The organism is Arthrobacter oryzae (assembly GCF_003634095.1).
Taxonomy (GTDB): Bacteria; Actinomycetota; Actinomycetes; order Actinomycetales; family Micrococcaceae; genus Arthrobacter; species Arthrobacter oryzae.
In genome coordinates, this window is record NZ_RBIR01000004.1 from 183,329 (window position 1) to 208,118 (window position 24,790).

The 24,790-nt window shown below is 68.3% G+C and carries 15 protein-coding genes; 8 read left to right on the plus strand and 7 right to left on the minus strand.

Annotated elements, in window-relative coordinates; genetic code table 11:
• Window positions 1-98 precede the first annotated feature (98 nt).
• The 6 genes from C8D78_RS11055 to sufU all read left to right on the plus strand — a co-directional run bounded on the left by C8D78_RS11055 (window position 99) and on the right by sufU (window position 14,004).
• Complete coding sequence (locus tag C8D78_RS11055; protein WP_120953640.1) at window positions 99-2,843, plus strand: helix-turn-helix transcriptional regulator; 2,745 nt, start codon at window positions 99-101, stop codon at window positions 2,841-2,843.
• Window positions 2,830-5,529 (plus strand): LuxR C-terminal-related transcriptional regulator, encoded by a 2,700-nt coding sequence (locus C8D78_RS11060; protein WP_147429583.1) that lies wholly within the window; start codon window positions 2,830-2,832, stop codon window positions 5,527-5,529. The genes C8D78_RS11055 and C8D78_RS11060 overlap by 14 nt, the downstream gene beginning before the upstream one ends.
• A 361-nt stretch (window positions 5,530-5,890) precedes the next feature.
• Entirely contained in the window at window positions 5,891-8,581 is a 2,691-nt protein-coding gene (locus C8D78_RS11065; RefSeq protein WP_167467896.1) for a helix-turn-helix transcriptional regulator, read from the plus strand.
• A gap of 56 nt (window positions 8,582-8,637) precedes the next feature.
• A complete protein-coding gene (locus C8D78_RS11070) occupies window positions 8,638-11,262 on the plus strand; it encodes a helix-turn-helix transcriptional regulator (protein WP_120953646.1) in 2,625 nt (874 codons plus the stop codon).
• A gap of 967 nt (window positions 11,263-12,229) precedes the next feature.
• A complete protein-coding gene (locus C8D78_RS11075) occupies window positions 12,230-13,537 on the plus strand; it encodes a SufS family cysteine desulfurase (RefSeq protein WP_120953648.1) in 1,308 nt (435 codons plus the stop codon).
• Between the two features lie 11 nt (window positions 13,538-13,548).
• A complete protein-coding gene (gene sufU, locus C8D78_RS11080) occupies window positions 13,549-14,004 on the plus strand; it encodes a Fe-S cluster assembly sulfur transfer protein SufU (RefSeq protein ID WP_120953650.1) in 456 nt (151 codons plus the stop codon).
• A 10-nt stretch (window positions 14,005-14,014) separates the two neighbouring features.
• On the opposite strand, the gene C8D78_RS11085 is transcribed toward sufU, so the two are convergent.
• The 4 genes from C8D78_RS11085 to C8D78_RS11100 all read right to left on the minus strand — a co-directional run bounded on the left by C8D78_RS11085 (window position 14,015) and on the right by C8D78_RS11100 (window position 17,778).
• The gene (locus C8D78_RS11085) at window positions 14,015-15,328 is read right to left on the minus strand and encodes a UDP-glucose dehydrogenase family protein (RefSeq protein WP_120953652.1); all 1,314 of its coding nucleotides are present in this window, start codon (window positions 15,326-15,328) and stop codon (window positions 14,015-14,017) included.
• Between the two features lie 152 nt (window positions 15,329-15,480).
• The gene (locus C8D78_RS11090) at window positions 15,481-15,702 is read right to left on the minus strand and encodes an SCO4848 family membrane protein (protein WP_120953654.1); all 222 of its coding nucleotides are present in this window, start codon (window positions 15,700-15,702) and stop codon (window positions 15,481-15,483) included.
• Window positions 15,703-15,706: 4 nt separating this feature from the next.
• Complete coding sequence (locus C8D78_RS11095; protein WP_120953656.1) at window positions 15,707-16,204, minus strand: DUF2505 domain-containing protein; 498 nt, start codon at window positions 16,202-16,204, stop codon at window positions 15,707-15,709.
• 47 nt (window positions 16,205-16,251) lie between these two features.
• Window positions 16,252-17,778, minus strand: coding sequence for an SDR family oxidoreductase (locus C8D78_RS11100; RefSeq protein ID WP_120953658.1), 1,527 nt, complete (start codon window positions 17,776-17,778; stop codon window positions 16,252-16,254).
• A gap of 200 nt (window positions 17,779-17,978) precedes the next feature.
• Between C8D78_RS11100 and mfd the strand changes: the two genes are divergently transcribed.
• Together mfd and C8D78_RS11110 are read left to right on the plus strand one after the other, a co-directional pair.
• Window positions 17,979-21,665, plus strand: a complete 3,687-nt coding sequence (gene mfd, locus C8D78_RS11105) for a transcription-repair coupling factor (protein ID WP_120953660.1) — start codon at window positions 17,979-17,981, stop codon at window positions 21,663-21,665.
• Between the two features lie 4 nt (window positions 21,666-21,669).
• The gene (locus tag C8D78_RS11110) at window positions 21,670-22,500 is read left to right on the plus strand and encodes a metal-dependent hydrolase (RefSeq protein ID WP_208641936.1); all 831 of its coding nucleotides are present in this window, start codon (window positions 21,670-21,672) and stop codon (window positions 22,498-22,500) included.
• 95 nt (window positions 22,501-22,595) lie between these two features.
• Here C8D78_RS11110 and C8D78_RS11115 read toward each other — a convergent pair whose 3' ends face one another.
• The 3 genes from C8D78_RS11115 to C8D78_RS11125 form a co-directional block, all read right to left on the minus strand.
• Window positions 22,596-22,820, minus strand: coding sequence for a hypothetical protein (locus tag C8D78_RS11115; RefSeq protein ID WP_120953662.1), 225 nt, complete (start codon window positions 22,818-22,820; stop codon window positions 22,596-22,598).
• A 53-nt stretch (window positions 22,821-22,873) separates the two neighbouring features.
• The gene (gene deoC / locus C8D78_RS11120; RefSeq protein WP_120953664.1) at window positions 22,874-23,572 is read right to left on the minus strand and encodes a deoxyribose-phosphate aldolase; all 699 of its coding nucleotides are present in this window, start codon (window positions 23,570-23,572) and stop codon (window positions 22,874-22,876) included.
• Window positions 23,573-23,731: 159 nt separating this feature from the next.
• Window positions 23,732-24,625, minus strand: coding sequence for an FAD-dependent oxidoreductase (locus C8D78_RS11125; protein ID WP_120953666.1), 894 nt, complete (start codon window positions 24,623-24,625; stop codon window positions 23,732-23,734).
• Window positions 24,626-24,790 lie beyond the last annotated feature (165 nt).

Sequence of the window (24,790 nt, forward strand, 5' to 3'; positions counted from 1 at the left end):
TTATGATCTGTCTACTCTCATGTCGGGGGATAGGGATACGCTACTTCTAAGTGGACAGTTCGGGGTTGCTGTCTACAAAGCGGTACGAAGGAAACTACATGTCGAGGGATTCGCTGGGCTGGGGGAATGTTTCCACTACATTGGCACCCGCCGAAGGAGAACAAGCAGCCGGTCCGGTTGCCAGGCACGGCTGGTCCGGTCTGGCGCGGAGCGTTGATGCCGAGCGTGTCCGGGCGGAACTGCTTGCCCAGGACCGGATGGGTGTCGTCATCACCGGCGACCGCGGCGTGGGCAAAACGCTGGTCGGCAGGAGTGCCCTCGCGGCGTTCGGACCGGAGATCTACACCATCCAGCTCCGCAGCACGGGCCCGGGTGCGGCAACGCCGTACGGCTGCCTCGCCTTTACCCTCGCCCGGCTCCCGCAAAGCTCCCTCGGCTCGCCGACCGCCATTCTGCACGGCATTACCTCGCTGATCCGCGACGACGCAGCCGGGCGCCAGTGCGTAATCCTGCTCGATAACGCCGGGTCCCTGGACGAACTCAGTACCGGCGTTCTGCTGAATTTGCTGCAGACCCGGACGGCCCGGCTGATTGCCACAGCGCAGCGCACCACCGACCTCCCGCCCGACTTCTACTGGCTGATTACCTCAGGGCAGCTCGCGGAGGTCCGGCTCGCCAACCTCACCGAACTCGAAACGCTGGAGGTCCTGCAGTCCGCATTGGGCCACCGGGTCTCGACTGCGCTGGCAAGCCAGCTGCACCAGCTGGTCGGCGGCAGCCCCACCCTGCTGCAGGCCGTCGTCTCCGAACAGATCGAACGCGGGAACCTTATCCTCTCCGGATCCGTCTGGACCTTGGTCGATGAAGTGGTGCTGGACGGCCGGACCGCGCTGGAAGACATCGTCAGGGCCAGGTATGCCCGGGAAACACCCGAGGCGCGCGAGGTCATCGACGTCCTCTCCTGCGCCCGGACACTTCCGCTGTCGCGGCTGGCCAGGATGTACAGCCCCGGCGTTATCGCAGACATGGAAGAAGCCGGCCAGATCGTCGTCGACCGCACGGACCGGCATCTGGTCACCCTGGGTGACCGCTACCTCGGCGACATTGTCCGCAACTGGCTCAGCGTGGAGCGCCGGCTGGAGCTCCGGGACAAGGTTCCCGGACACCAGGAAGATGAGCTCGACGAACTCACAGTCGAGGACCTGCTGGCGTACGCGGCCTGGACCCACGACTGCCACGCCCAGCTCGCACCGGCCCATGCACTGGCTGCTGCCAAAGCGGCCGTCAGATTCTTCGACCCGAAGTTTGCCCTCAAGTGCGCCGGCAGCCTCTCTCCCTCCGACGCCGAATGGGCAGAGGGACAACTCCAGAAGTCGGCCGCCTATCTCCAGCTGGGCTTGCCCCTGCAGGCCATGTCAGCGCTCGACGACGTCTCCGATCAGCAGGTTCATGAACTGCCGGCCGAGACCTTTGCCGAGTTTGTCGCGGCGAAAGCCGACTGCATGGCCTGGCTCGAAGACCGCTCCGGTAAGGTGCCGGAGCTTCTCCGGGAGGCCAGGATCCGGCTCCAGGACCTGAGCCTCGAGGAGCCGCAGGCTGCAGCCGACGCCCTTTACCGGGCCGGGCTGTGCCTGGACCTCTGCGAGTTCAACTACTTCTCCTTCATCGGGGACTTCGAGCCCATCATGGACCGGCTCACCGCCGCGGCCACCACGGACGTCCCCGGAGCCGATCCCGTGCACCGGCTCCGGTCCGCCATCATCCTGATGGAAGCCTTGTCCATGACAGGGCGGGAACTCGATGCCCGCAAGCTCATGAGGGAAATCGGCGGGCAGCTCGGCGAGTGGTCCAACGTGCCGCGCATCCGCGAAAACTTCGCCTGGCGCTCGTACAACGTTCTCCTCCTGTCCGGACTTTGGCGCCAGGCCATCGACATGCTCAAAGACGCCAGCGGCCGGGCGGGGCACGGGCTCCACTCCGGCAGCGCCGCGACCGACCTCGCGGTGGGAGTCGCCTACGTTTACGCCGGCCGCGGTTACATGGCACTGGACCCGTTGCTGGCCGCGATTGCACAGCTTGAGGTGCGGGCAAGCCTGCAGTCCCTGCGCCAGGCCTACGCCGCCACTGCTTTCGCCTACGCCCAGACCGGCAACTCCGTGCAAGCCGCGATCTACCTGGACCGGGCCCGCTCCGCCGAGGGCCCGGCCCGCTTCGCGGTCAGCAGTTCCGCGGAGTTCTGCATGGATATGGCCTCCCGGTGGCTCGGTGACCCCGAGGCCAAGGACCGGCTCATCCGGTCCGGGGAAGCCCATTTCCGCAAGGGCCGCTACACCCTGGCGGGCATCTGCGTCCTGGGGGCCACCGTCAACGGGACCATCAAGGATTTTCTGTTCATGGAGGAACTGGCCGGGCTGAGGCAGGGGCCGCTTGCCGAATTGTCCCGCACGGTCGCCGTCGGCAGCCGGAAAAAGGATGCCGCCATCATGCTCGAAGCCGCCCAACAGGCCGCGGGCCTGGAACTGGATGCCGTGCAGGCGAGGTGTGCGGCACTGGCATTTGATTTTGCCAAGAGCGCCGGACTGACCGCCAGCGCCAACGCCGCATACAGCATGCTCGAGAGCCTCTCGGAATCTGTTCCGGCGCTGCCGATCATGCCCCGCAACAAAGGCCCGCTTCTGACGGAACGGGAGCGGCAGATCGCCACCCTGGCCGGAAACGGGGTCTCGAACAAGGACATCGCCCTGGAAGTGGGCATCTCCGTCAGGACAGTGGAGGGCCACCTGTACCAGGTGTTCACAAAGCTCGGCGTTTCTTCGCGAAGTGATCTGCTTGGACTCATCTAGGGACCCGGCGGGAGACCCCGGCAACGAGTCAGCCCGTGCCTTGACGGGCCGGTCCGAAGACCTGATGTCCGCGGCCGAGGCCCTGCAGGGCGGCAACCACGTGGCCGTTTTCGTCCTCGGCGACAGCGGGATGGGCAAATCCAGGCTCATCGAGGCCGTCGTGGCTGAGCTTGGCTCCGAGGTGACGCCGGTGCGCATCCACGGCAGCGCATCGCTGTCCCAGGTGCCGTACGGGGTCCTTGGACCCTTCATCGTGAACCTGCCGGTCCAGGAAGCGACATCGCAGCTGGCAGTGCTGCGGACCCTGTGGTCGCATCTGGAAGAACAGAAGCGTGCCACCCAGAAGCCCCTGCTGCTGATCGTCGACGACGCCCACGACCTCGACGAGGCGACGGCAGGAATCCTCGCGGAGCTGGCAGCGGCCGGCTGGGCAAAGTTGCTCGTGGCCGCTGCCGCCCGTCCCGGATTGCCGGAACCGCTCTTGCAGCTCTGGTTTGAAGGCATCGCCGAACGGCATGACCTCCGGCCGCTGACGCTCGCGCAGACCACAGAAATGCTGGAGGGCGGGCTCGGCTCGCAGGTGCTGCCGAACGTCGCCGAAATCCTTTGGGAAGCCTCGGGCGGTAACCCGATGCTCCTCAACGGGCTCCTCGACGACGCCAGAAAAGACGGGACGCTGCGCCGGCGCAACGGTGTGTGGCTGTTCACCCGGCCACTGAACAGCCACGGCGACCGGCTTACCGACGTCGTGCGCCGTCAGCTGCTGCTGCGCTCCCCGGAAGAACGGCAGGCCCTGAACCTCGTGGCGCTGGCCGAACCCGTGTCCAGGGAACTGATTGAGTCCGTGGCCGGCGAAGAGGCCGTCGGCTCGCTGATTGACAGCGAACTGATCCGTGTGACGGACCCTGCGACCGGTGAGCTGCGGCTGTGGCATACGGTCTACGGCGACACCTTGCGAAACTTGATCTCGCCTGCGCGGAGCCTCCAGCTGCGGCAGATGCTGCTGCGCCGGATGGACAGCGAGCCCACGTCGGCCGAAGGGCTGCTGCGGCACGTGAGCTGGTCGATCGAATGCGGCGCCGAAGTCGAGGACCGGCAGCTCCTGCGGGCCGCGGTGCTGGCCAGCCGGCTCTTCGAGGACGAGCTTGCCCGCAAGGCCGCCGCGCTCGTCAAGGATCCGGAACTGCAGATGGCGGCCCGTGCCGTCATAGCACGTACGCGCTACAACGCCTCCGACTACGCTGCGGCGCGGGAACTCCTCGACGCCGATTTCGGCCAGGGCAACACCCTCCCCAGCCTGTTGGCGGGCACGCTCCTGTGGGCCGCGGTGATGTCGGCGCTTGGCCACACACCGGAAGACATCATGGAACGCGCACAGGTGGTGCGGCGTGCCGGTGAACGGCTGGCCCGGGACCAGCCGGAGAACGCCGAAGCCATCCTCGCTGCCACAGCCGAGCGCCTGGAGACGATGGAGGCGATGGTCAACGCCCTGACAGGGGATTACCGGTCGGCCCCTGCCGCGGCGGAGGCCGCCGGTACCCGTCCGGCGAACAACCTGGAAACAGCGTTCCGGCTCTGCGCTGACGCGGAACGGCTCCTGGCCGGCGGCAAGGGACTTAGCGCCTTTGCCGTGATGTCCCGGGCGATCGAGGCCGCCGGAGCCGATCACGACGAGTTGTACTTCCTCTCGGATTTCCTCGTGGTGCGTGCGGCCGCCCCGGCGATCCACGCCGGAGACTGGGAGGCCGCGGAGACCCTTCTGTCCGGCGTCGTCGCCGGATCCGGGCCCAGCCTCATTTCGTTCGGCGGGGGAGTCCACGCCGCGCACGGCATCATCCTGCTGTACCAGGGCAAGGCCGCCCAGGCGCTGAACACCCTGAGCGCCGCACTCGAGGCCCTGCGGCTGACCGATCCCCAGCAGCTCTTCGCACTCACGGCGGCCATGGCCTTTGCTGCGGCCGCCGAAGTCGGCGCCCACACGAAAGCCGAGCTCTTCCTCGCCGACTACGAGAACGCACCCGCGGCCCTGCCGCGGTACATGCGTTCCTTGGCAGCGATGGCCGTGATTTATGGCAAGGCAAGGCTCGGAAACTACCCCGACGCCATCGCCGAACTGAAGCGGCTCGGACGCCCGGAACCGGAAATGGAGACGCCCGGCCTCGAACTCGACGCGCTGGCGTTCTGCCTCGCCCTGGGAGACACGGATTCGGCGCCGAGGCTGCTGGAACTCCGGGACAGCCTCGAAGGCCCCAGGCCGGCCGGGATCTGCGCCTATGCCGCAGCCCTTGGCACGGACAGCGCCGCGGACTACCTGGACGCCGCGAAGACCTGCGAGGCAGCGGAGCTGTGGACCTTCGCGGCCCTTGCCTACGACGGCGCGGCGCACGCCTACCGGGCCGCGGGCGACACGCTGAGGGAGCGCATGGCGAACTCCCAGCGGAAGAGATGCCTGGACCGGGCCGACGACCTCCCCGGCGAGGACACGGCCAAGAACGATGACTCCCTCGGCATCCTGACCCGCCGCGAGCGCGACATCGTGGCGCTCGCCGTCCGCGGCCTCACAGACCGGCAGATTGCCGCCGAACTTCAGGTGTCCGTGCGCACGGTTGAGGGCCACCTCTACCGCAGCTACGCCAAGCTCAATGTCAAGGGCCGTGAACAGTTGCCCGGTATCGGCGGCCGCTAGCGGGCAAGCCCCCGGCCGTGTCGCGCAACATGCCGGGGCGTCCAGTTGAGGGAAGGGGCCGGTGCGGACCCGTCATTTTCCGGGATTCCCGCACGCTACGGGCAGGGTCACGCGCCGCCGGGTTTCGGACTACTTGGTTTGGACCCGCGGCCGGGTGGCTCCAACTGAGTACAACTACGTAAAGCCGGCAGAATACCCGTTCCGTATTCGAGTACTACTTACGCATACCGGAAAAACGCGCAGTCCATACGGTGGATATATCACCGCTCACACTTTGATTGCACACACTCTCATTGCAAAGGTCTCTCACATGTTTCAGCAAGACGCCGGCTTGCCTGCAGGCAGCGGACAGACAGAAGCCATGTTTCCCCCGCAAAGAAACGGCTATGGCCGGCATAAGGACAAACCCTTCACCCGGCAGCAGCTCGTTGCCGAAGTGGTCGAGACCCTGACCTCGGGGTCCGGCTGCGGCATAGTCCTCGTGGGCGACCACGGGGCCGGCAAGTCCTTCATCGCCCAGCGCGCCCTGGAACAGCTCGGGAATGAGTACCTGGTGGTCCAGGTCAGGGGCAGCTCCATCTCTTCAAAGCTTCCCTACGGGGCCCTGAGCGTGCTCCTGAACGACCTCGATGCTTCCCACCTCGAACACCCCCTGATGGTGCTGCGCGGTCTCACCCAGCTGCTCCGCAACAAATCCGAGGGCAGGCGCGTCGTGCTCTTCGTGGACAACGCCCACGACCTCGACGAGCTCTCGAGCATGATGGTGGCCCAGCTGAGCGCTGGAGCGCACGTGACGCTGCTGGCGGCCTGCGTGGACATGCCGCACGTCGGCGGCGACATCATGGGCCTGTGGAAGGATGACCTGCTCCGGCGGGTGGACCTTGGATCGTTCGACTTTGCAGAGACCGCGGCAACGCTTCAACACGAATACGGCGGTCGGTTCTCCCTGACCGCCGCCCGGGCGCTCTGGAGCGCAAGCGGGGGCAACGCCCTGTTCCTCCACTCGCTGACCCGGGAACAGATCAAGCTGGGCACAGTGGTTCGCCAGGACGGCGTCTGGTTCCTGGGCAATGGCCCCATCGCCCTGACCGGCGAGATCAGGGACGTCGTGAAGGCCCGCCTCAACCGGCTCGGCACCGGCCAGCGCGACGTCTTTGAACTGCTGGCGCTCGCTGGCGCGGTTCCGCTGCAGACCCTCATGCTGATCGCGAACCCCCAGGACATGGACGCGCTCCAGGAACGCGCCCTGATCCGGGTGACCCATAACCATCCGCCGATGGTCAGCGTCGCCAACCCGGTGACGGCCGGAATCGTGGCCAGCGTTGTCCCGCCTGGCCGCAGCGCCGAACTCCGCCGCCGGCTCACGGCCGTGCTCCAGGGGTCAGACGCCCTGTACGCCGGCGGTGCGACCGGCGTCGCCTGGGCCCTGGACTGCGGCGAGCAGGTCAGCCCGGAGGTGGCCCTGGCCGCGGCACGCACCGCGAACAGCGCGTCCGACCCCGAGGCAGCGCTTCGGTTCATCCAGGAGATCGAGGGCGATGAACCCGCTGTCCCCATGGCCGTCGAATCCGTCAGCGCCCATCTCTCGATGAACAACGAGGAATCCGCTCGCCGGATTCTGGAGTCGCTGGATGACGAAGCATGGCGGGAGCTTCCGCTGGCCGAGGGGACCGCCTGGCAACTTCTGCGCACCGAACTTGAAAAACGCAGCACCGCTCCGGGGGCGGATCCCAAGGCACGGTTGCGGGAACTCAGCGATCGGCTGTCCGCAGAGACCGCAGGGCAAAGTTCCACGGTGGCGGCGGCCCGGGCCCACCTGCGGTTGGCCGAGGCAGGACTGGCAGGCTTTCAGGGACGCTACGCCGACGTCCTTACCGCGACCGAGGGAGTGGACGCGACGGACCTGGGCTCCGAACCGCGTCTCCTGACCGCCAGCGTGCGCTGCGAGGCCCTGGCCGTCACCGGCAACGTGGTGCAGGCGCTGGCCCTGGGCAAACAGGTCCTGGCGGCCACGGCCAACGTGCGGCTCACTGACCGGGCGGCCCGTGAGATCAGGGGCAGGTTCCTGCTTCTGCTGCTGCTGTCGGCCAAGTTCAAAGAAGCATCCGTCTTCCTTGAGGAGACGTATGCCAGCGGCGAGCCCCAGACCCGGCTCGGGGGGATGTTCGAGATCGGCCAGGGCGTCCTTGACGTCTACGCCGGGCGTCTCGACGACGCCGTGTCCCGGCTGCAGGCAGGCAGGTGGCAGCTCCGGGCCCAGGATCCCGACGCCTTCGCCGGGCTGGCCACGGCAGTGTGCGCGTATGCCTCCGCACTCCAGGGGGAAGAGGAAACGGCCGGCCTCCTGCTGGGCGACCTGCCCCAGCCGGGGCCCTCCGCGGGCTGGCTGGTGGAACGGCTCGCACGCTACTTCGAGCTCTCGGCCCAGGCCGAGCTCGGTCAGCGGGCTGCATCGATCCGCGCGCTCATGGCCGAGGCCGACGACGACGCGGACCAATCGGCCCTGGCCCCGGCACTCCTGTTCCTGTCCGCTGCCGCCCGGTTGGGCGACGGGCAGACGGGCCAGAAGCTCGGCAACCTCAGCGGCCGGGTGAGCGGGCAGTTCGCGGCCCTGTGCTCGCGGCTCGCCGAGGGCATGCGGGAGGCCGACAGCGATCGGCTGCTGGCGGCGTCGAAGGACGCTGACGCATCGGGCAACGCCGTCTTCGCGCGGGATGCGGCCCGGAAAGCCGTCAGCTGCGCCAACGACGCCGGCAACCGGATCGCGCTGCGGATCGCCCAGCGGGCGCAGCAGTCACTCGATGACAAGTTCGGCAGCCCCAAGAACGGCCTGCATTCGCTAACAACCTCGACCCTCACGGCCAGGGAATGTGAAGTGGCAGTCCGCGCCGCCGCCGGTACATCCAACCGCAAGATCGCGGAACAGATGCACGTCTCGGTCCGCACGGTTGAGGGACACCTCTATCAGGTGTACTCGAAGCTGCACGTCGCCAGCAGATCGGAACTCAAAGATGTCATCTCAACTCCGGCAGACAGCGCCCGGCTCGGCTGACCCGGGCAGCTCCCGGGCAACTTCCCGGGGCCGGTGCGGGGCGACAGGAGGCGGCAATGGAAAGCCTGGCTGAGACCGCCCCACTCATCGAGCGGTCGGCACTGGTCAAGGATTTGGTGCGTTGCCTCCGCGACGACACCCGGTCAGGTGCCCTCGTCATCGGCGGGGCAGGCACAGGCAAGACCGCCGTCCTCAAGACAGCCATCCGCGAACTCGGGCTGCCCGGCCACGTGATCCGGCTGACCGCCACCCCGGCACTGTCTGCCGTGCCCTTCGGCGCACTGGCCCCGTACTTGTCCCGGCTGCCGGACCGAGAGCTCGACTCCTACGCCGCCGTCGTGGAGGCGATGGCGGCCAGCCTGAAGTCCGAGGCGGACCGGCCGCTGTTCGTCGTGGACGATGCGCATTTCCTCGACCACGGAACCGTCGGGCAGCTGGCGCAGGCCGCGGCCACCGGTGCGGCCGGAATCCTGGCCACGTGCCGGCCCGGGCCGATGATCCCGGAGGAATTCCTGGCGCTGTGGGACGACGGCATCATTGCCAAATTCGATCTTGCCCCGCTCAGCCGGACCGGCACTCACCAGCTGTGCGAACAGGTCCTGAAGGCCGACGTCTCACCGTGGGTCAGCGCGCTTTTTCACGACGCGGCCGGTGGTAATCCGCTCATGCTGATGTCCCTGATCCAGCATGCCCGTGCCAGCGGCGCCCTGGGCTGCCGGCACGGGGTGTGGTTCCTCCTGGCCACCCCGGACATGGCCCAGGTTCCGGCCGCCGACGTCGTTGACCGCCAGTTGCGCTCCATGACGCCCGAGGAAAAGACAGCTGCCACGATCGTTGCCCTGGCCGGGCCCCTCTCCCTGTCGCAGATCCTGCGGATCAGCGGTCCCAAAGCCGTCGACGCGCTGGACACCGCGGGACTCATCGCCGTCTCCACGGGGCACGGCCGGTTCGTCCGGCCCGCGAGTCCGATTGTCGGCGAGATCATCCGCAACCGAGTGCCGGCCGGCCGCAGTTCGGCCCTGCGCTCGAGCGTGCTGTCGCTTCCCTCGGCGCATGCGGCGCTGCCGGGGGCGGTCCTGAACCGGCTGCGGTGGTCCCTGGACTGCGGCGTCGAGATCCCTCCGGTCCAACTGCTGCAGGCCGCCACCGCCGCCAACGCAGCGCTGGACCCTTCGACTGCCGCCCGCGCCGCGAACGCCATCCGGGACACCAAGTTTCTCTCCGAAGCCCGGATCCAACTGGCCTACGCCCACTTCATTGCCGGGCGCCCGCAGGCCGCCGCGGCGTGCCTGGAATCCGCGCAACCGGTGCAGGGCACCCGGCCGTCGTATCTGGCGGCGCTGCTCGCGGCCCGGCTGGGGTCCCCGGCGCCGGCCCGGCTACTGAGCGCCCCTGCGGAACAACTGTTGGACGGGGCCGCAGCCGCGGCACTGGCCGGGGCCCTGGACCGGGCATCGGACGGCCGTCCCACGGGCGCCGGGACCGGACTGCGCGAACTCGTCGACAGGGCCGACGTGCCGCCCGACATCCGCATCCCTGCCGTGTCCCTCGTCTCCGAACTGCTCACCGCCCAGGGCCGGCTGCGGACTGGGCTGCAACTGGACGGCGAGGCCTGGAACGGTGCCCGCATCGCGAGCCGGGAGCTTCCCCTCGTGTACGAGGACCTTCTGGTACGCCATTGCCTGAACCTGATCCGGGCGGGAGACGGGGACGGTCTGGGACGGGTTCTGGACGACTACGCGGCCCACGAGCCCGGGCGGCTGCTGTACAGCGGCGGCATGCTCCACCTCATGCGGGGCTATGCAAGGCTGCGCCAGGGGCGGATGCGCGAAAGCCTGGCAGAACTGCGGCTTGCCGTAGAGGAACTCACCATCGCCGACCCTTTGCGCCTGCTGCCGTTTGCCTACGCCGTCGCCGCCTACACGGCAGCCGGGGTGGGCCGGGACCGCGAGGCCACGCAGCATTCGGTGGCCTATCGGCGTTTGCAGTACCGGGAACCGCGGACCCTGCGTCTGCTGGCGGAGGCGTACTGCCGGGCGGCGGAGTGGGGGACGGCCCCCGACGGGAGCGGCGGCAATGCTTTGACGCCGCTGGCGGACGAAGCGCTGCACGCGGGCCTGCGCGGCGTTGAAACAGACATACGGCGGCTCGCGATTCGCGGTGGCGACATCTCCGGAGCTGAGGACCTGGCCCTCAGCAGCAGCGCAGTGGACGGCCCCGAGGCGCGTCTGCTGGAGTCTTATGCGCGGGCGGTCGCGGCTTCCGATGCCGTGGATCTCATCGGCATCAGCGACGACGCGCTCGGCGGCGGACACGGGCTACTGGCCCTTGAAGCCGCGCAGCAGGCGGAGCGGGTCCTGGCCGATGACCCGGAGCGGTGGAGGCTTACCGCGGTCCAGCGCAGGGTCCATCACCGCCTCGTGGAGGCTGGCATGTCGGCGCAGCTGGAAATCGTCCACAGCGACCATGGTGCCGCGCTAACTGCCCGGGAATCGGAGGTCCTGGACCTGGTGTCCGGCGGCGCCACCAACGCAGCGATCGCCGCCGCCCTCTGTGTATCGCAACGCACCGTGGAGGGGCACCTGTCGCGGATCTTCAGCAAGCTCGGCGTCGGGCGGCGCGCCGACCTCCTGGATCTGGGGCCGCTGAATTCCGGGCAGCCTGAGCCATGGGCGCCCTAAACCCCCAGCTCCTGGCTCGTCCCGGGCTGCCCTGGGAGGGAGCGGCGCCCTGCCGCAACGCAACCGCCCGCCCGCGGCAACCCTCCCGGCCCGCTGCGTACAACCCGGGTGGCCCGGCGGACCAGCGGGAGTATCCCCAAGTAGTGCCACGGTACGCTGGCTGACAGAAGTCAGGTAAACGCTACTCGTGTGCAGATCCGGTCCGGGCGATTGACTTAAGCCAGTTCCACGAACAACCCCACAGTGTTCCGAAGAGCAGTGTTCTGAAGAGACGTGTTCTCAACACGTGGCCCGCCAGGGAGCCGCGAGTTATGTACTCAAAATCAATGCATGTAGTCAAAATCAATCAATGTAGTCGAAATCAAGCCATGTACTCCACATAAAGTCCCGACATAAGGTCTCAAATTGAGGAACTCCAGGGCGGTGATCGGCCGCGGCACGACCCTCAGGAAGGGGTCCAAAGGACCTCTTGCTTGCTGAAGCGGCCACTGCCACCATTAGAGGTGGTCGTCCCGTAACTTTCCTCTATTTAGCTTCCCAACCCGAACTCCTTCATTGGACTCGCACGGTGCCCTAACCGGCAGCCGTGCGCCACGGTCGGAGCCGGCGGCGTCAGAGCCTTCTGAGACCGAGGCTCTCCCCCCAGCCGCCGCCGGCTCCCTTAATCGGTCTACATCCGGGTCCGCCCCACTACGAGCGCGGACCCGGATTGGGCGCCGTCGACGAGCGCCGCAGGGTCCGCCGGATTAAATAGGCGGTAACCGTGACCGATTCGCCCGGACGCCGGACCTCTCCTCGAATCCCGCCCTCGAATCCCGCGTAATGCCGGCCCGTGCGGGCGGCCGCGCAGGACGCCTGTTGGAACGTGGGATAATTAGGCTTAATCTGTGTGACGTATTTGCCCCTGCCGGTTTGTTCGGCGGGTCCGGGGTACGCCGCAGCGAACGCCGATCCAGGAGTCTCCGCCATGGTTGCCACCCCAGCCCACCTTCGCCGCTCTGCCACCGCGCTCGGGAACGAAGAGGTCCTGAGGATCCGCAACGACTTCCCGATCCTGCAGCAGCACGTCAACGGCCGGCCACTCGTGTACCTGGACTCCGGGGCCACCTCGCAGAACCCGCTCAGCGTGCTGGAGGCCGAGCAGGAGTTCTACGAGCAGCGGAACTCGGCGGTCCACCGCGGGGCGCACCACCTCGCGGTCGAGGCCACCGAGGCATTCGAAAACGCCCGGGAAACGGTCGCGGACTTCGTCGGGGCGGACTGGGACGAACTGATCTGGACCTCCAATGCCACGGAGGGCCTGAACCTGCTCACCTACTCGTTCCTCAACGCATCCCTGCCTGGCGCCGCCCCCGAGGCAGCCCGGTTCGCCCTGGCCCCGGGCGACGAAGTGGTGGTCACGGAGATGGAACACCACGCCAACCTGATCCCGTGGCAGGAACTGGCGGCCCGGACCGGCGCCGTCCTGAAGTTCATTCCCATCGACGACGCCGGCGCCCTGGACCTGGACGCAGCCGCCGGAATCGTCGGCCCCCGCACCCGCGTCCTTGCGTTCACGCACGCGTCCAACGTCCTGGGCACCATCAACCCCGTGGCCGCACTCGTCGCCCTGGCCCGGTCCGCCGGGGCCCTCGTGGTGCTCGACGCGTGCCAGTCCGCGCCGCACCTGCCCCTGGACCTCAAGGCTCTCGACGTCGACTTCGCAGTGTTCTCCGGCCACAAGATGCTCGCCCCCACCGGAATCGGCGCCCTCTACGGCCGCTCGGAGCTGCTTAACGCGATGCCGCCGTTTCTGACCGGCGGCTCCATGATCACCACCGTCACAATGGAACGTGCCGGGTTCCTGCCGAGCCCGCAGCGCTTCGAAGCCGGAACGCAGCGCATCTCCCAGGCCGTGGCACTCGCCGCGGCGGTGAACTATCTCACCGAGACGGGGGTTGACCGCATCCACGCCTGGGAAACAGAACTCGGCCAGCGCCTCGTACAGGGCCTGGGCTCCATCCCGGGAATCCGCGTGCTGGGCCCGGCGGCGGGGGAGGAACGCATCGGCCTGGCGGCCTTCGACGTCGCGGGCGTCCATGCGCACGACGTCGGCCAGTTCCTGGACAGCCGCGGCATCGCCGTGCGCGTCGGCCACCACTGCGCGCAGCCACTGCACCGCCGCCTCGGACTGACCGCCACCACGCGGGCCAGCACCTATCTGTACAACACCACGGACGATGTGGACGCGTTCCTCAACGCTGTCGCTGATGTCCGCGCCTACTTCCAAGCCTAGGACGGACATCCATGAGTCTTGACCAGCTCTACCAGCAGATCATCCTCGAACATGCCAAGGCCAGGCACGGCAGCGGCCTGGCCGCAGCGGCGGCACCCGAGGGGGCCAGCAGCGGCCAGTCGCACCAGCTGAATCCCACCTGCGGCGACGAGATCACCGTCCGGGTATCCGTGGCCGACGGGCAGGTCAGCGAACTGCGCTGGGACGGCGACGGCTGCTCCATCTCGATGGCCTCCGCCTCCGTGCTGACAGACCTTGCCGAGGGCATGACGGTTGAGGAACTCCGCACCGTAATTGACAGCTTCCGCGAAGTGCTGCGCTCACGCGGAAAGGTGCCGGCCGACCCGGAGGTGCTGGGCGACGCCGCCGCCTTCGAGGGTGTGTCCCGTTACGCGGCCCGGGTCAAATGCGCCATGCTCTCATGGGTGGCCGCGGAAGACGCCCTCGGTCAGGCGCTGGCCGCCTGACCGCAGCAGGTCACGGCCTGCCCAGGCCCTTATAGGTCCAGCCGGCGGCCCGCCATTTGGCAGGGTCCAGGACATTCCGGCCGTCCAGGATGCGTGGCGCGGACACAAGAGTCTTGGCCACATGCGGATCCAGCTCCCGGTATGCCTGCCATTCGGTCAACAGCAGCACGGCATCGGCCTTGTGCAGCGTTGTTTCCAGGTCCGGCTCCAACTGGAGCTCAGGGAAGCGTTTGGCGGCATTGGCCAGCGCCTGGGGGTCGGTGACTGTCACCACAGCCCCCTGCAGCTGGAGCTGCGCCGCGGCGCTCAGTGCGGGCGAGTCGCGGACGTCGTCGCTCTCGGGTTTGAAAGCCGCCCCCAGCACGGCGATCCGCTGTCCCAGCAAAGTGCCGCCGCAGAGCTCCCGGGTGAGTTCCACCACACGGGTCCGGCGCCGCATGTTGATGGCATCCACTTCCCGCAGGAAGGTCAATGCCTGGTCGGCGCCCAGCTCGCCGGCCCGGGCCATGAACGCCCGGATGTCCTTGGGCAGGCAGCCGCCACCGAACCCGATGCCGGCGTTCAGGAACTTCCTGCCGATCCGGTCATCCAGCCCGATCGCATCGGCCAGCCTGGTGACGTCGGCCCCCGTGGCTTCACAGACCTCGGCCATGGCATTGATGAAGGAGATCTTGGTGGCCAGGAATGAGTTGGCGGCCGTCTTCACGAGCTCCGCCGTCGCGTAGTCCGTCACCAGCCGGGGTGTGCCGCCCGCGAGGGCGGCCTCGTAGACCCGGTCCATGACCAGAACCGCGGGGTGGTCCTCGCTGCCGTCCGGTGTCCCGTAGACGAACCGGTCCGGGTCCAGGGTGTCCGTTACGGCGTGGCCTTCGCGCAGAAACTCGGGATTCCAGACCAGCGTGGCCCCGGGCTCGGCATCCGCCAGAACCTCGGCCAGCCGCGCGGCGGTTCCCACCGGTACGGTGGACTTCCCGGCAACGACGTCGCCCGCTGAGAGATGCGCGGCAAGGGCCGTGACGGCGGCATCCACGTAGCGCAGGTCGGCGCCGTTCTCGCCGCGCTTCTGCGGCGTTCCGACGCAGATGAAGTGGACCTCCGCGCCCCGGGCAGCCGACATGTCGGTGGTGAACCGCAACAGCCCCGATTCTTCAAGCTCGGAGAGGAGATCATCCAGCACAGGTTCGTAAAACGGGGCGTGCCCCGCAGACAGCTGCGCTACCTTGTGTTCGTCGACATCGATGCCGACTACGTCATGTCCCAGCTTTGCCATGCACGCGGCATGGACCGCGCCCAGATAGCCGCAACCGATAACCGAGATCCGCATCCGCTGTCCTCCCGTCGTGGCCTGTTCACAGCGTACGCGGTGGCGCGGGGATCACACAGCCTCGTGTGGTGCTAGTGCAAGCACCTCAACGGGGCATGAATTCCGGCTGAAATCCGGCACACCGGCGGGCATTTCCGCCGGTGTGCCGGACGCTAGGCGAGGAGGCCGACGATGCCGATCGCCGCCGTCGCGGCCCCCAGCAGCATCGAGATGCTGACGAGGACCACGTGGACGGTCAGGAAGCGCGTGGCCTTGCCGTTGGCGTCGCGGGCGCGCGGGTCCTTCATGACCCGGCGCAGGAACTGCGGCCAGACCGCGAGGGACCAGACTCCGGCGATAATCAGGACGACGGCGAGGAACGCGGGCAGTTCCATGGCGTCAGTGGCTCTCGAGCCAGGCCTGGGCCTGCTGGGACTGCAGGTTCAGGGCCTTGCCGACCATCGGCTCGGCGGCGTCGGCGATCTTGCCGCCCAGGAACGGCACCGAGGAGGTCACGTTGCCCTCGAGCTCGATCCGGGTGCTGCCGCCGTCGGACACGAGACGCTGGACAGCGTTCACATCCAGCGGCGCGCCGGAAACCTTGAGCGAGATCTTGCTCTGCCGGGAACCGTCGGCGGCGGGAGCCTCCCAGGCCTCGAGCTGGGTCACCTTCAGGCTTTCGCCGACAAATTTCCGGGCGATGTCAGGCATCCGGGTGGTGGGGATGGTCCGCACGGTGGTGGTGCTGAAGGCGCCGGCAGGATCTCCGTCAAGGGCGAAGGATTCCAGGGTGCCGCCGACGAGCTCGCTTGTGTGGCGCAGGAAGTCTTCATTGACGAAAACCGCGGTTACGCGGTCGACGCTGTGCGGAACGGTGGTGGATGCACTCAGGGCCATAGGGGGTCCTCCGTGGTGTGGAAGTGGACGTTTCGGGCTCCAACATCTTACGTGGTGTGCGCGGCAGGCTCCGATTCGAGGGTCTGCAGCTCCCGGGCCGCGGCGGTGATGTTCCGCGACATGGCGGGAAATATGACGCTGTGGAACGGCAGCACAGCCAGCCAGTACAGGCGGCCGCTGAGGCCCTTGGGGAAGAAGATGGCCCGCTGGCGGTAGCGGCTGCCGCGGCCGTCGGGCTCCACGGAAAGTTCCAGCCAGGCCCGGCCTGGGGCCCGCATTTCGGCCCGAAGCCGGAGCAGCCGGCCGCGGTCGATCCGCTCAACCCGCCACCAGTCCACCACCTCGCCCTCCGCCAGCAGATGCGGGTGCCGGCGGCCGCGGAGCAGTCCCGCCCCGCCGGTGAGCTTGTCCAGCCAGCCGCGCACCTGCCAGGCCAGCGGCAGCGAGTACCAGCCGTTCCGGCCGCCGATTCCTTCGATGACGGTCCACACATGCTTAGGGTCGACGTCGCTCGCGAAGCTGCGCTCGTCCATGTACACCGTGTGGCCGGACCATTCCGGGTCGCTGGGCAGAGGATCGGCGTCGACGCCGGCGCTGGCCCAGGTGGTTTCGACCTGCCCGTCGCGTTCCTTGCCCAACGCCAGGGACACCGCGCGCCGGTACGAGGTCAGGCCGCCCTCCGGCACCGGGATATAGGCGTCGATGTCATGCTCGCGGGCGACGGCGTCGTGCTGGAGCGATTCGACCAGCGGCAGGGACATGGACAGCGGGATCGGGGTGGTCAGGGCCACCCACATGCCGGCCAGCCTGGGAGCGGGCACCGGCAGCGCCAGCACCACCCGGTGCGGCAAGCCCGCCTCGGCCGCGTACTCCTTCATCATTCCCGCGTACGTGAGCACCTCGCGGCAGCCGATATCGAACGTCCGGTTGATGGGGCCTTCCAGCGACGCCGCGGCCACGAGGTAGTACAGGACGTCCCGGACCGCGATCGCCTCGATCTTGTTCCGCACCCAGCTCGGCGCGGGCATCAGCGGGAGCGTTTCGGACAGGTGCCGGATCATTTCGAACGACGCCGAGCCGGAGCCGATCACGACGCCGGCCTGGAAGACCACCGCGTCCACCGGGCTGTCGAGGAAGACCTGCCCCACGGCCTCACGGGAGCGCATGTGGGTGGACAGTTCGGCACCGGCCGGGTGCAGGCCGCCGAGATAGACGATCCGGCCTACCCCGGCCGCGGCCGCCGCCCGGGCAGCCGTCCCGGCCATCGCCTTTTCCTTGGCCTCGAAGCCGGCCCCGGCCGCCATGGAATGGACCAGGTAGTACAGGACGTCGACGCCGTCGAGCGCCTCGCGCAGGGCGTCGCCGTCGTCGAGACTGCTTTGGACCACTTCGACGTCGTCCAGCCACGGCACGCCGGCGATCTTGGCCGGGGTCCGGACCAGGACTTTGACCCGGTGGCCTGCCTCCAGGAGACGGGGGACCAGGCGTCCGCCGATGTAGCCGGTGGCGCCGGTGACCAGCACCGTCTTGGCATGTGCCGTCTTGGGATGTGCAGGTTTGGGAGTGCCGTTCATTGTGGCTCCTTCGTCATTGCGCATATAAGCCATTCGGAGCGCCGGCCGGCGCGGACTGCCTGGACCGGCCCACCTTGCCAGCTTAGCCCTGGGGGCCCGGCCCACCCCGGCTCCGCGGTAGGCTTGGAGAACCCGGGATTCTCGCGAATTCCGGCTATTCGTGTTGCCTGCATCCCGTGATCACATCAGGAGCTCCCGCCATGAGCCTCAACGGCCCCTCTCTCACCGGTTTGCGCCGTGTCCTCGCCGAAGACCGGAACTACGCCCGGGTCCAGGCCGAGGCCGCCCGCGGGTTCGCCGCCCCCAGCGAGGACTACCAGATCAGCGCCCCGGCCGGAATGCGGTCCGCCTTGCTGGCCGAAATGGCCGACGGACTGACGACGCTCGCAGCCCAAACCGGTCCAGCCCAAACCGGTCCTGCCGAAGCTAGCGCTGCCGGCGCCGGCGGCCAGGCGCCCGTCGTCCTGGCCGTGACAGCCACCGGCCGCGAGGCCGAGGACCTGACCGAGGCGCTGCGCGCCTTCCTGCCGGCCGACGCAGTGGCCGAGTTCCCCAGCTGGGAGACCCTGCCGCACGAGCGGCTCTCCCCGCGCTCGGACACCGTGGGCCGGCGGCTCTCCGTGCTTCGCCGGCTCGCGCACCCCGAATCGTCCGCCGCCGGTGCGCTGCGCGTTGTGGTGGCCCCCGTGCGCGCCGTCGTGCAGCCGATCGTCGCCGGCCTCGGCGAACTGGTGCCCGTGACCCTCAGGATCGGGCAGGAAGCCCCCTTCAGCAGCGTCGTCAAGAGCCTGGCCGACGCCGCGTACGCGCGGGTGGACATGGTGACCCGCCGCGGCGAGTTCGCCGTCCGCGGCGGCATGCTGGACGTCTTCCCGCCCACCGAGGACCATCCCATCCGGGTCGAGTTCTTTGGCGACGAAGTGGAACAGATGCGCTGGTTCGCCGTCGCCGACCAGCGCTCGCTGACCGCGCCCGGCCTGCACCACCCCACCGAACTCCATGCCCCGCCGTGCCGCGAAATCCTCATCACGCCTTCCGTCATGTCCCGCGCGGCCACCCTGAAATCCCAGCTGCCGGCCGCCGCGGACATGCTGGAAAAGATCGCCGGCGGCATCGCCGTCGAGGGCATGGAATCCCTGGCGCCCGTGCTGGTGGACGCCATGGTGCCGTTCCTGGACCAGCTCCCGGCGGGGTCCATCGCGGTGGTGATCGAACCCGAGAAGGTCCGCACCCGGGCCCACGACCTCGCCGCCACCAACGAGGAATTCCTCGAGGCGGCCTGGTCCACGGCGTCCGACGGCGGGACCGCGCCCCTCGACCTGACTTCCGCGGCCTCCGAGGCCCTGCACTCGGCCAGCTTTCGTTCGCTGACCGAAACCCGCGCCGCGGCCCTGGACCACGGCGTCTCCTGGTGGTCCATCACGTCGCTGGCGAGCGACGAGGAGCTGCTGCCCGACGTCGACGTCCTGAACCTGCACGCCCGGGAACCCCGCGGCTACCAGGGCGACGTCGCGGAAATGATGGGCTTCATCGGCTCCCGCGTCCGGGACCAGTGGCGGATCGTGGTGGTCACCGAGGGCCCCGGCCCGGCGCAGCGCCTCGCGGAACTCTTCCATGACAACGACATCCCCTGCGCGCGGGTGGACACGCTCGAGGCGGACCCGCAGGCCGGGCTGATCGAGGTGACCACCGCCGCCGTCGGCCGCGGTTTTGTCCTGGACCCGCTCAAGCTGGCGCTGCTGACCGAGGCTGACCTGCTGGGCCGGACCTCCGCAGGGTCCACCAAGGACATGCGCCGGATGCCCTCCAAGCGGCGGAACGCCGTCGATCCGCTCCAGCTCGTGGCCGGCGACTCCGTGGTCCACGAACAGCACGGCATCGGCCGGTTCGTGGAACTGATCCAGCGCCGGGTTGCCGGGGGCGGCGACGGGGTGCGCGAATACCTGGTCCTGGAATACGCCCCATCCAAGCGCGGAGCCCCGGGCGACCGGCTCTTTGTGCCCACGGACCAGCTGGACCAGGTCACCCGGTACGTCGGCGGGGACACCCCGGCGCTGAGCAAGATGGGCGGCGCGGACTGGGCCAGCACCAAGTCCAAGGCCCGCAAGGCCGTCAAGGAGATCGCCGGCGAACTGATCCGGCTGTACTCGGCCCGGATGGCCTCCCGCGGCTACGCCTTCGGCCCGGACACGCCGTGGCAGCGGGAGCTCGAGGAAGCCTTCCCCTACGTGGAGACCCCGGACCAGCTGACCACCATCAACGAGGTCAAGGCCGATATGGAGCGCGAGATCCCGATGGACCGGCTGATCTCCGGCGACGTCGGCTACGGCAAGACCGAAATCGCGGTCCGCGCCGCGTTCAAGGCGGTCCAGGACGGCAAGCAGGTGGCCGTGCTGGTGCCCACGACGCTGCTCGCCCAGCAGCACTACGAGACGTTCACCGAACGGTTCTCCGGCTTCCCGCTGGTCGTCAAGCCGCTGTCCCGCTTCCAAAGCGGCAAGGAGGCCAAGGAGACGGCCGACGGCGTCAAGAGCGGGTCCGTGGACGTCGTGATCGGAACCCACCGGCTGCTGTCCAAGGACTTCGGCTTCAAGGATCTTGGCCTGGTGATCGTGGACGAGGAGCAGCGCTTCGGCGTCGAACACAAAGAGGCGCTCAAGAAGATGCGCACCAACGTGGACGTCCTAGCCATGAGCGCCACCCCGATTCCGCGCACCCTGGAAATGTCCCTGACCGGCATCCGCGAGACTTCCACCCTGGCCACCCCGCCGGAGGAACGGCACCCCGTGCTGACCTACGTGGGCCCGTACACGGACAAGCAGACCTCCGCCGCGATCCGCCGCGAGCTGATGCGCGAGGGCCAGGTGTTCTTCGTCCACAACCGGGTGTCCACCATCGACCGCACCGCGGCGAAGATCCGCGAACTCGTCCCGGAGGCCCGGGTGGAGGTGGCGCACGGGCAGATGTCCGAGAGCCGGCTGGAACAGATCATCGTGGACTTCTGGGAAAAGCGCTTCGACGTCCTCGTCTGCACCACCATCATCGAGACCGGCCTGGACATCTCCAACGCCAACACCCTGATCGTGGACGGCGCGGACAAGTACGGCCTCTCCCAGCTGCACCAGTTGCGCGGCCGCGTGGGCCGCGGCCGGGAACGTGCTTACGCCTACTTCCTCTACCCCTCCGAGAAGCCGCTCGGTGAGGTGGCCCTGGAACGGCTCAAGGCCGTCGCGACGCATAACGAGCTCGGCGCAGGCATGCAGCTGGCCATGAAGGACCTGGAAATCCGCGGCGCCGGCAACCTGCTCGGCGGCGAGCAGTCCGGCCACATCCAGGGAGTCGGCTTCGATCTCTACATCAGGCTGGTCGGCGAGGCCGTGGCCGAATACCGCGGCGAGGCCGAGGAGAAGGCCGCCGAAATGAAGATCGAGCTGCCGGTCAATGCGCACCTGCCGCACGACTACGTGCCGGGCGAACGGCTGCGATTGGAGGCCTACCGCAAACTCGCCAGCGCCATCACCTACGAGGCGATCGACGAGGTCCTTGCAGAACTCGTGGACCGCTACGGCGAACTGCCGCTTCCGGCAACAAACCTGATCGACGTCGCCCGGTTCCGGGTGGGAGCGCGCGAGGCCGGCCTGTCCGACGTCGCCCTGCAGGGCAACTTCATCAAGTTCTCGCCGGCCCAGCTGCCCGAGTCCAAGCTCATGCGCCTCACCCGGATGTACCCCGGCGCGCAGGCGAAGCCTGCGCTGGACGCGGTGCTCGTCCCGAAGCCCAAGACCGCGAGGATCGGCGGCCGGGACCTGCAGGACGCCGAGATCCTCGAGTGGGCCAACGGCGTTATCCGGAACATTTTCTCTGATGCCCCGTTGGCGGTGAAATAGCCGCATGATGGGAGGACATCACGCCGCGTCGGGAGCCGCGGCGTGGGTAGCCATTGCCTCGACCGGCCCGTACGCCCTCGGCTGGTACCCGCTGGATCCGACGGGAATCGTGATCGGCGCCATGGCCACCGCGGGGACAGCGCTGGTCTGCGACTGGGACCACCGCGCCAGCACCGTGGCGCACGCGCTGCCGCCGCTGTCCAACGTGGTGGCGCGCGGCATTGAGCACGTCAGCGGGGGACACCGGCAGGGCACGCATTCGGTGCTGGGTGCGGCGTTCTTCGTGCTACTGGCCATGATCGCCGGTCAGTTGCAGGTGCAGACCCAGTGGGGGCTGCTGTCAGTCGGGGCCGGCCTGCTGTGCATGTTCATGATCAACATCGCCGCGAAGGCGCTGAAACTCTTTCCGAAGTACGGCTGGATCAGCAACTGGGTGGTCGGGCTGCTCATGGCGGGCCTCGTGACGTGGTTCGCCCCGCACCAGTGGACGTGGCTGCCGGTCTCGATGCTCACCGGTGTGCTGGTCCACATTGCGGGGGACATGATCACCACCGGGGGAGTGCCGCTGCTGTGGCCGCTGGTGATCAAGCCGCCGAAGGCCCTGCGGAAGCTGCCGCTGCTCAAAAACGTCTGGAGGGCCAACGGGGCGTTCTCCATCCCGCTCCTGGGCCGGGCGGGCTCGCGCCGGGAATGGTTCGTCCTGATCCCGGTCAGCGGCTACGCCATGATGGGAATGTTCGGTGCCGGCCTGGCCGTGGCCGAGGCCCATTTTCCGGCAGCCCTGGCGCTGGGAACGGGACTGGTCAAGGGCCTGTTCGCGATGGTGCCCGGGTAAGCCCGGTTCGGCAATGACCGTGGCACCTTAAATGCTTGGCATCTTAAATGACTGAAGCCCCGGATGTTCCGGGGCTTCAGTCATTTAACGAAGACTTAGTTTTCGCCGGCCGAGTTCGAGCGGCCCAGCAGCGTCTGCGGGATCCAGAACGCGGCTGCGAAGAGAATCAAGCAGACGGCCATCGGCCAGGTGTTCTCCAGCGTGAGGAAGGTCAGCGAGTAGATCGCACCCAAGAACAGGAGCATCATCGGCACGAACAGCGCGATGCTGGATCCGAGGCTGTTCTCGACCTGCCGGGACTTGGTGGTGTTGCTGGACATTCGTTCCTCCTCGGCCCCGGGGGGCTCAAAACTGTGGGCGCTGCCGGCACGGGTCAGTACGCGGACGAACCTTGTTCGCCCTTGACGATCGCGATGCCGGAGCTGGCGCCAATACGTGTTGCACCTGCAGCAATCATAGCCTGTGCATCAGCGAGGGAACGCACGCCGCCGGAGGCCTTAACCCCCAGGTCGGGGCCGACGGTGCGGCGCATCAGGGCGACGTCGGCGGCCGTCGCCCCGCCGCCGTTGAAGCCCGTGGAGGTCTTCACGAAATCCGCGCCGGCTTCCACGGCGGCCTGGCAGGCGAGCACCTTCTGGTCATCGTTGAGCAGCGCCGTCTCGATGATGACCTTCAGGATGGCTCCGCCCTCGTGGACGGCCTCGGCGACGGTGGCGACGTCATCCACCAGCGCGCCCTTGTCATTGGCGCGGGCCGCGGCGATGTTGATGACCATGTCCACCTCTTCGGCACCGTCCAGGACGGCGCCGCGGGCCTCGAAGGCCTTGACGTCGCTCGGCGTGGCTCCCAGCGGGAATCCCACCACGGAGCACGTCAGCACGCCGGAGCCTTTCAGCGCGGTCTTGACGGTCTTGACCCAGACCGGGTTCACACAGACGGACTTGAAGTGGTACTCGGCCGCCTCGGCGCAGACTTTGAGGATCTCCGCCTCGCTGGCCTCCGGCTTGAGCAGGGTGTGGTCGATGTACGAGGCGATGTCGGGCATGCCTTCGGTGGCGGCTTCGTGGCTCATGGTGGTCCCTTTCCTGGCGGGCCTGGGACGCGGCGGTCCCTTCCCGGGCCTTGTGGGCCTCCGGGCCCTGGCGGCGCCGCTCGGTGCGCGGCTTATCAGGTGACCATCTTGCCATAGGAAACGGCCCGGCGGATGTCCCCGACGGGCCGTTCCGGACCGTCAGGCGGCCGCCGCCAGGGGCCGGCCCAGGGAGGCCTGCAACAACTGGGAGGCACACACCGACGCGGCGGAACCGGACGCCACGAGCAGCCCCAGCCGGACGCCGTCGTAAGCTGCCGCGTCACCGATCGCCCAGATCCCCGGCATGGAAGTGCGGAAGTCCTGGCCGATGGAAATTCCGCCGCCTGGTGCGGTGGCGAGCCCGGCGGTGGCGGCCAGTTCGTCCCGGGCAATGCGCTCCTCGGCGAGGACCACGAGGTCGCCGTTCATGCTGGAGCCGTCCTCGAAGACGATCCCGGACGCGGGCAGAACGGACCCTGCGAGTGTGGGAACCACCGCGGCAGGACGGACGGTGGTGCGCACGGGGCGGACACCGCGGGCCCGGAGCACGGCCTCAGCCTGGCCGGCGGCCGAGCCCGTGCCGACGAGGATGCCCAGGGGGCGCCGGCCCAGTACCCGGGTGACGTCCTTGATGGCGTCGCCGAGCCGGGCGGCGTCGTCGATCGTCGAGTAGCTCAGGCACCGCGAGGCACCTTCCACCGGCGCGTCGGCGGGGGCGGACCCGGTGGCGATGACGAGCTGGTCGTAGGTGAATTCCATGCCGTCGGCGGTGGTGACGCGGCGGTCCTCCGCGTCGATGTAGCTGGCGGGCTGGCCGAACCGGACCGACACCTGGGGAAGGACGGCGAGCTCAAGCAGCTCCTCTGGCGCGTCGTCGCGGTTGCTAAGGACGGTGATCGCGCCCGCAAACGGGGTCCGGGTGAGGTGGCGGACCAGAGCCTGCGCGGCGGGGCCGGCGCCGGCGATGACGATCCGGGGCCGCGCGGCCGCGGTGGTGGATGCAGTGGCTGCCGTCGGGGACGACGTGGTGGGAGACAATGCCGGAGCGGACATGTGCAGGCCCTTTCGCTGGGGTGGCCATCGTGTGGCCGGTGTGCTTGATGAACCCCAGCGTAGGCGGCCGATTTTTCCGGCGTGTTTCCCCGGTGTTGCCGCTTTTGCCCTGTCTGTTCGCCAGTATTTACCGGCCGGTAATGCCGTGCGTCACACCCCCGCGAC

What these genes read in the sequence shown, in the direction of transcription:
- C8D78_RS11055 (WP_120953640.1), top strand. Translation starts at nt 99, where the DNA reads ATGTCGAGGGATTCGCTGGGCTGGGGGAATGTTTCCACTACATTGGCA.
- C8D78_RS11065 (WP_167467896.1), top strand. Translation starts at nt 5,891, where the DNA reads ATGTTTCCCCCGCAAAGAAACGGCTATGGCCGGCATAAGGACAAACCC.
- C8D78_RS11070 (WP_120953646.1), top strand. Translation starts at nt 8,638, where the DNA reads ATGGAAAGCCTGGCTGAGACCGCCCCACTCATCGAGCGGTCGGCACTG.
- C8D78_RS11075 (WP_120953648.1), top strand. Translation starts at nt 12,230, where the DNA reads ATGGTTGCCACCCCAGCCCACCTTCGCCGCTCTGCCACCGCGCTCGGG.
- sufU (WP_120953650.1), top strand. Translation starts at nt 13,549, where the DNA reads ATGAGTCTTGACCAGCTCTACCAGCAGATCATCCTCGAACATGCCAAG.
- C8D78_RS11085 (WP_120953652.1), bottom strand. Translation starts at nt 15,328, where the DNA reads ATGCGGATCTCGGTTATCGGTTGCGGCTATCTGGGCGCGGTCCATGCC.
- C8D78_RS11090 (WP_120953654.1), bottom strand. Translation starts at nt 15,702, where the DNA reads ATGGAACTGCCCGCGTTCCTCGCCGTCGTCCTGATTATCGCCGGAGTC.
- C8D78_RS11095 (WP_120953656.1), bottom strand. Translation starts at nt 16,204, where the DNA reads ATGGCCCTGAGTGCATCCACCACCGTTCCGCACAGCGTCGACCGCGTA.
- C8D78_RS11100 (WP_120953658.1), bottom strand. Translation starts at nt 17,778, where the DNA reads ATGAACGGCACTCCCAAACCTGCACATCCCAAGACGGCACATGCCAAG.
- mfd (WP_120953660.1), top strand. Translation starts at nt 17,979, where the DNA reads ATGAGCCTCAACGGCCCCTCTCTCACCGGTTTGCGCCGTGTCCTCGCC.
- C8D78_RS11110 (WP_208641936.1), top strand. Translation starts at nt 21,670, where the DNA reads ATGATGGGAGGACATCACGCCGCGTCGGGAGCCGCGGCGTGGGTAGCC.
- C8D78_RS11115 (WP_120953662.1), bottom strand. Translation starts at nt 22,820, where the DNA reads ATGTCCAGCAACACCACCAAGTCCCGGCAGGTCGAGAACAGCCTCGGA.
- deoC (WP_120953664.1), bottom strand. Translation starts at nt 23,572, where the DNA reads ATGAGCCACGAAGCCGCCACCGAAGGCATGCCCGACATCGCCTCGTAC.
- C8D78_RS11125 (WP_120953666.1), bottom strand. Translation starts at nt 24,625, where the DNA reads ATGTCCGCTCCGGCATTGTCTCCCACCACGTCGTCCCCGACGGCAGCC.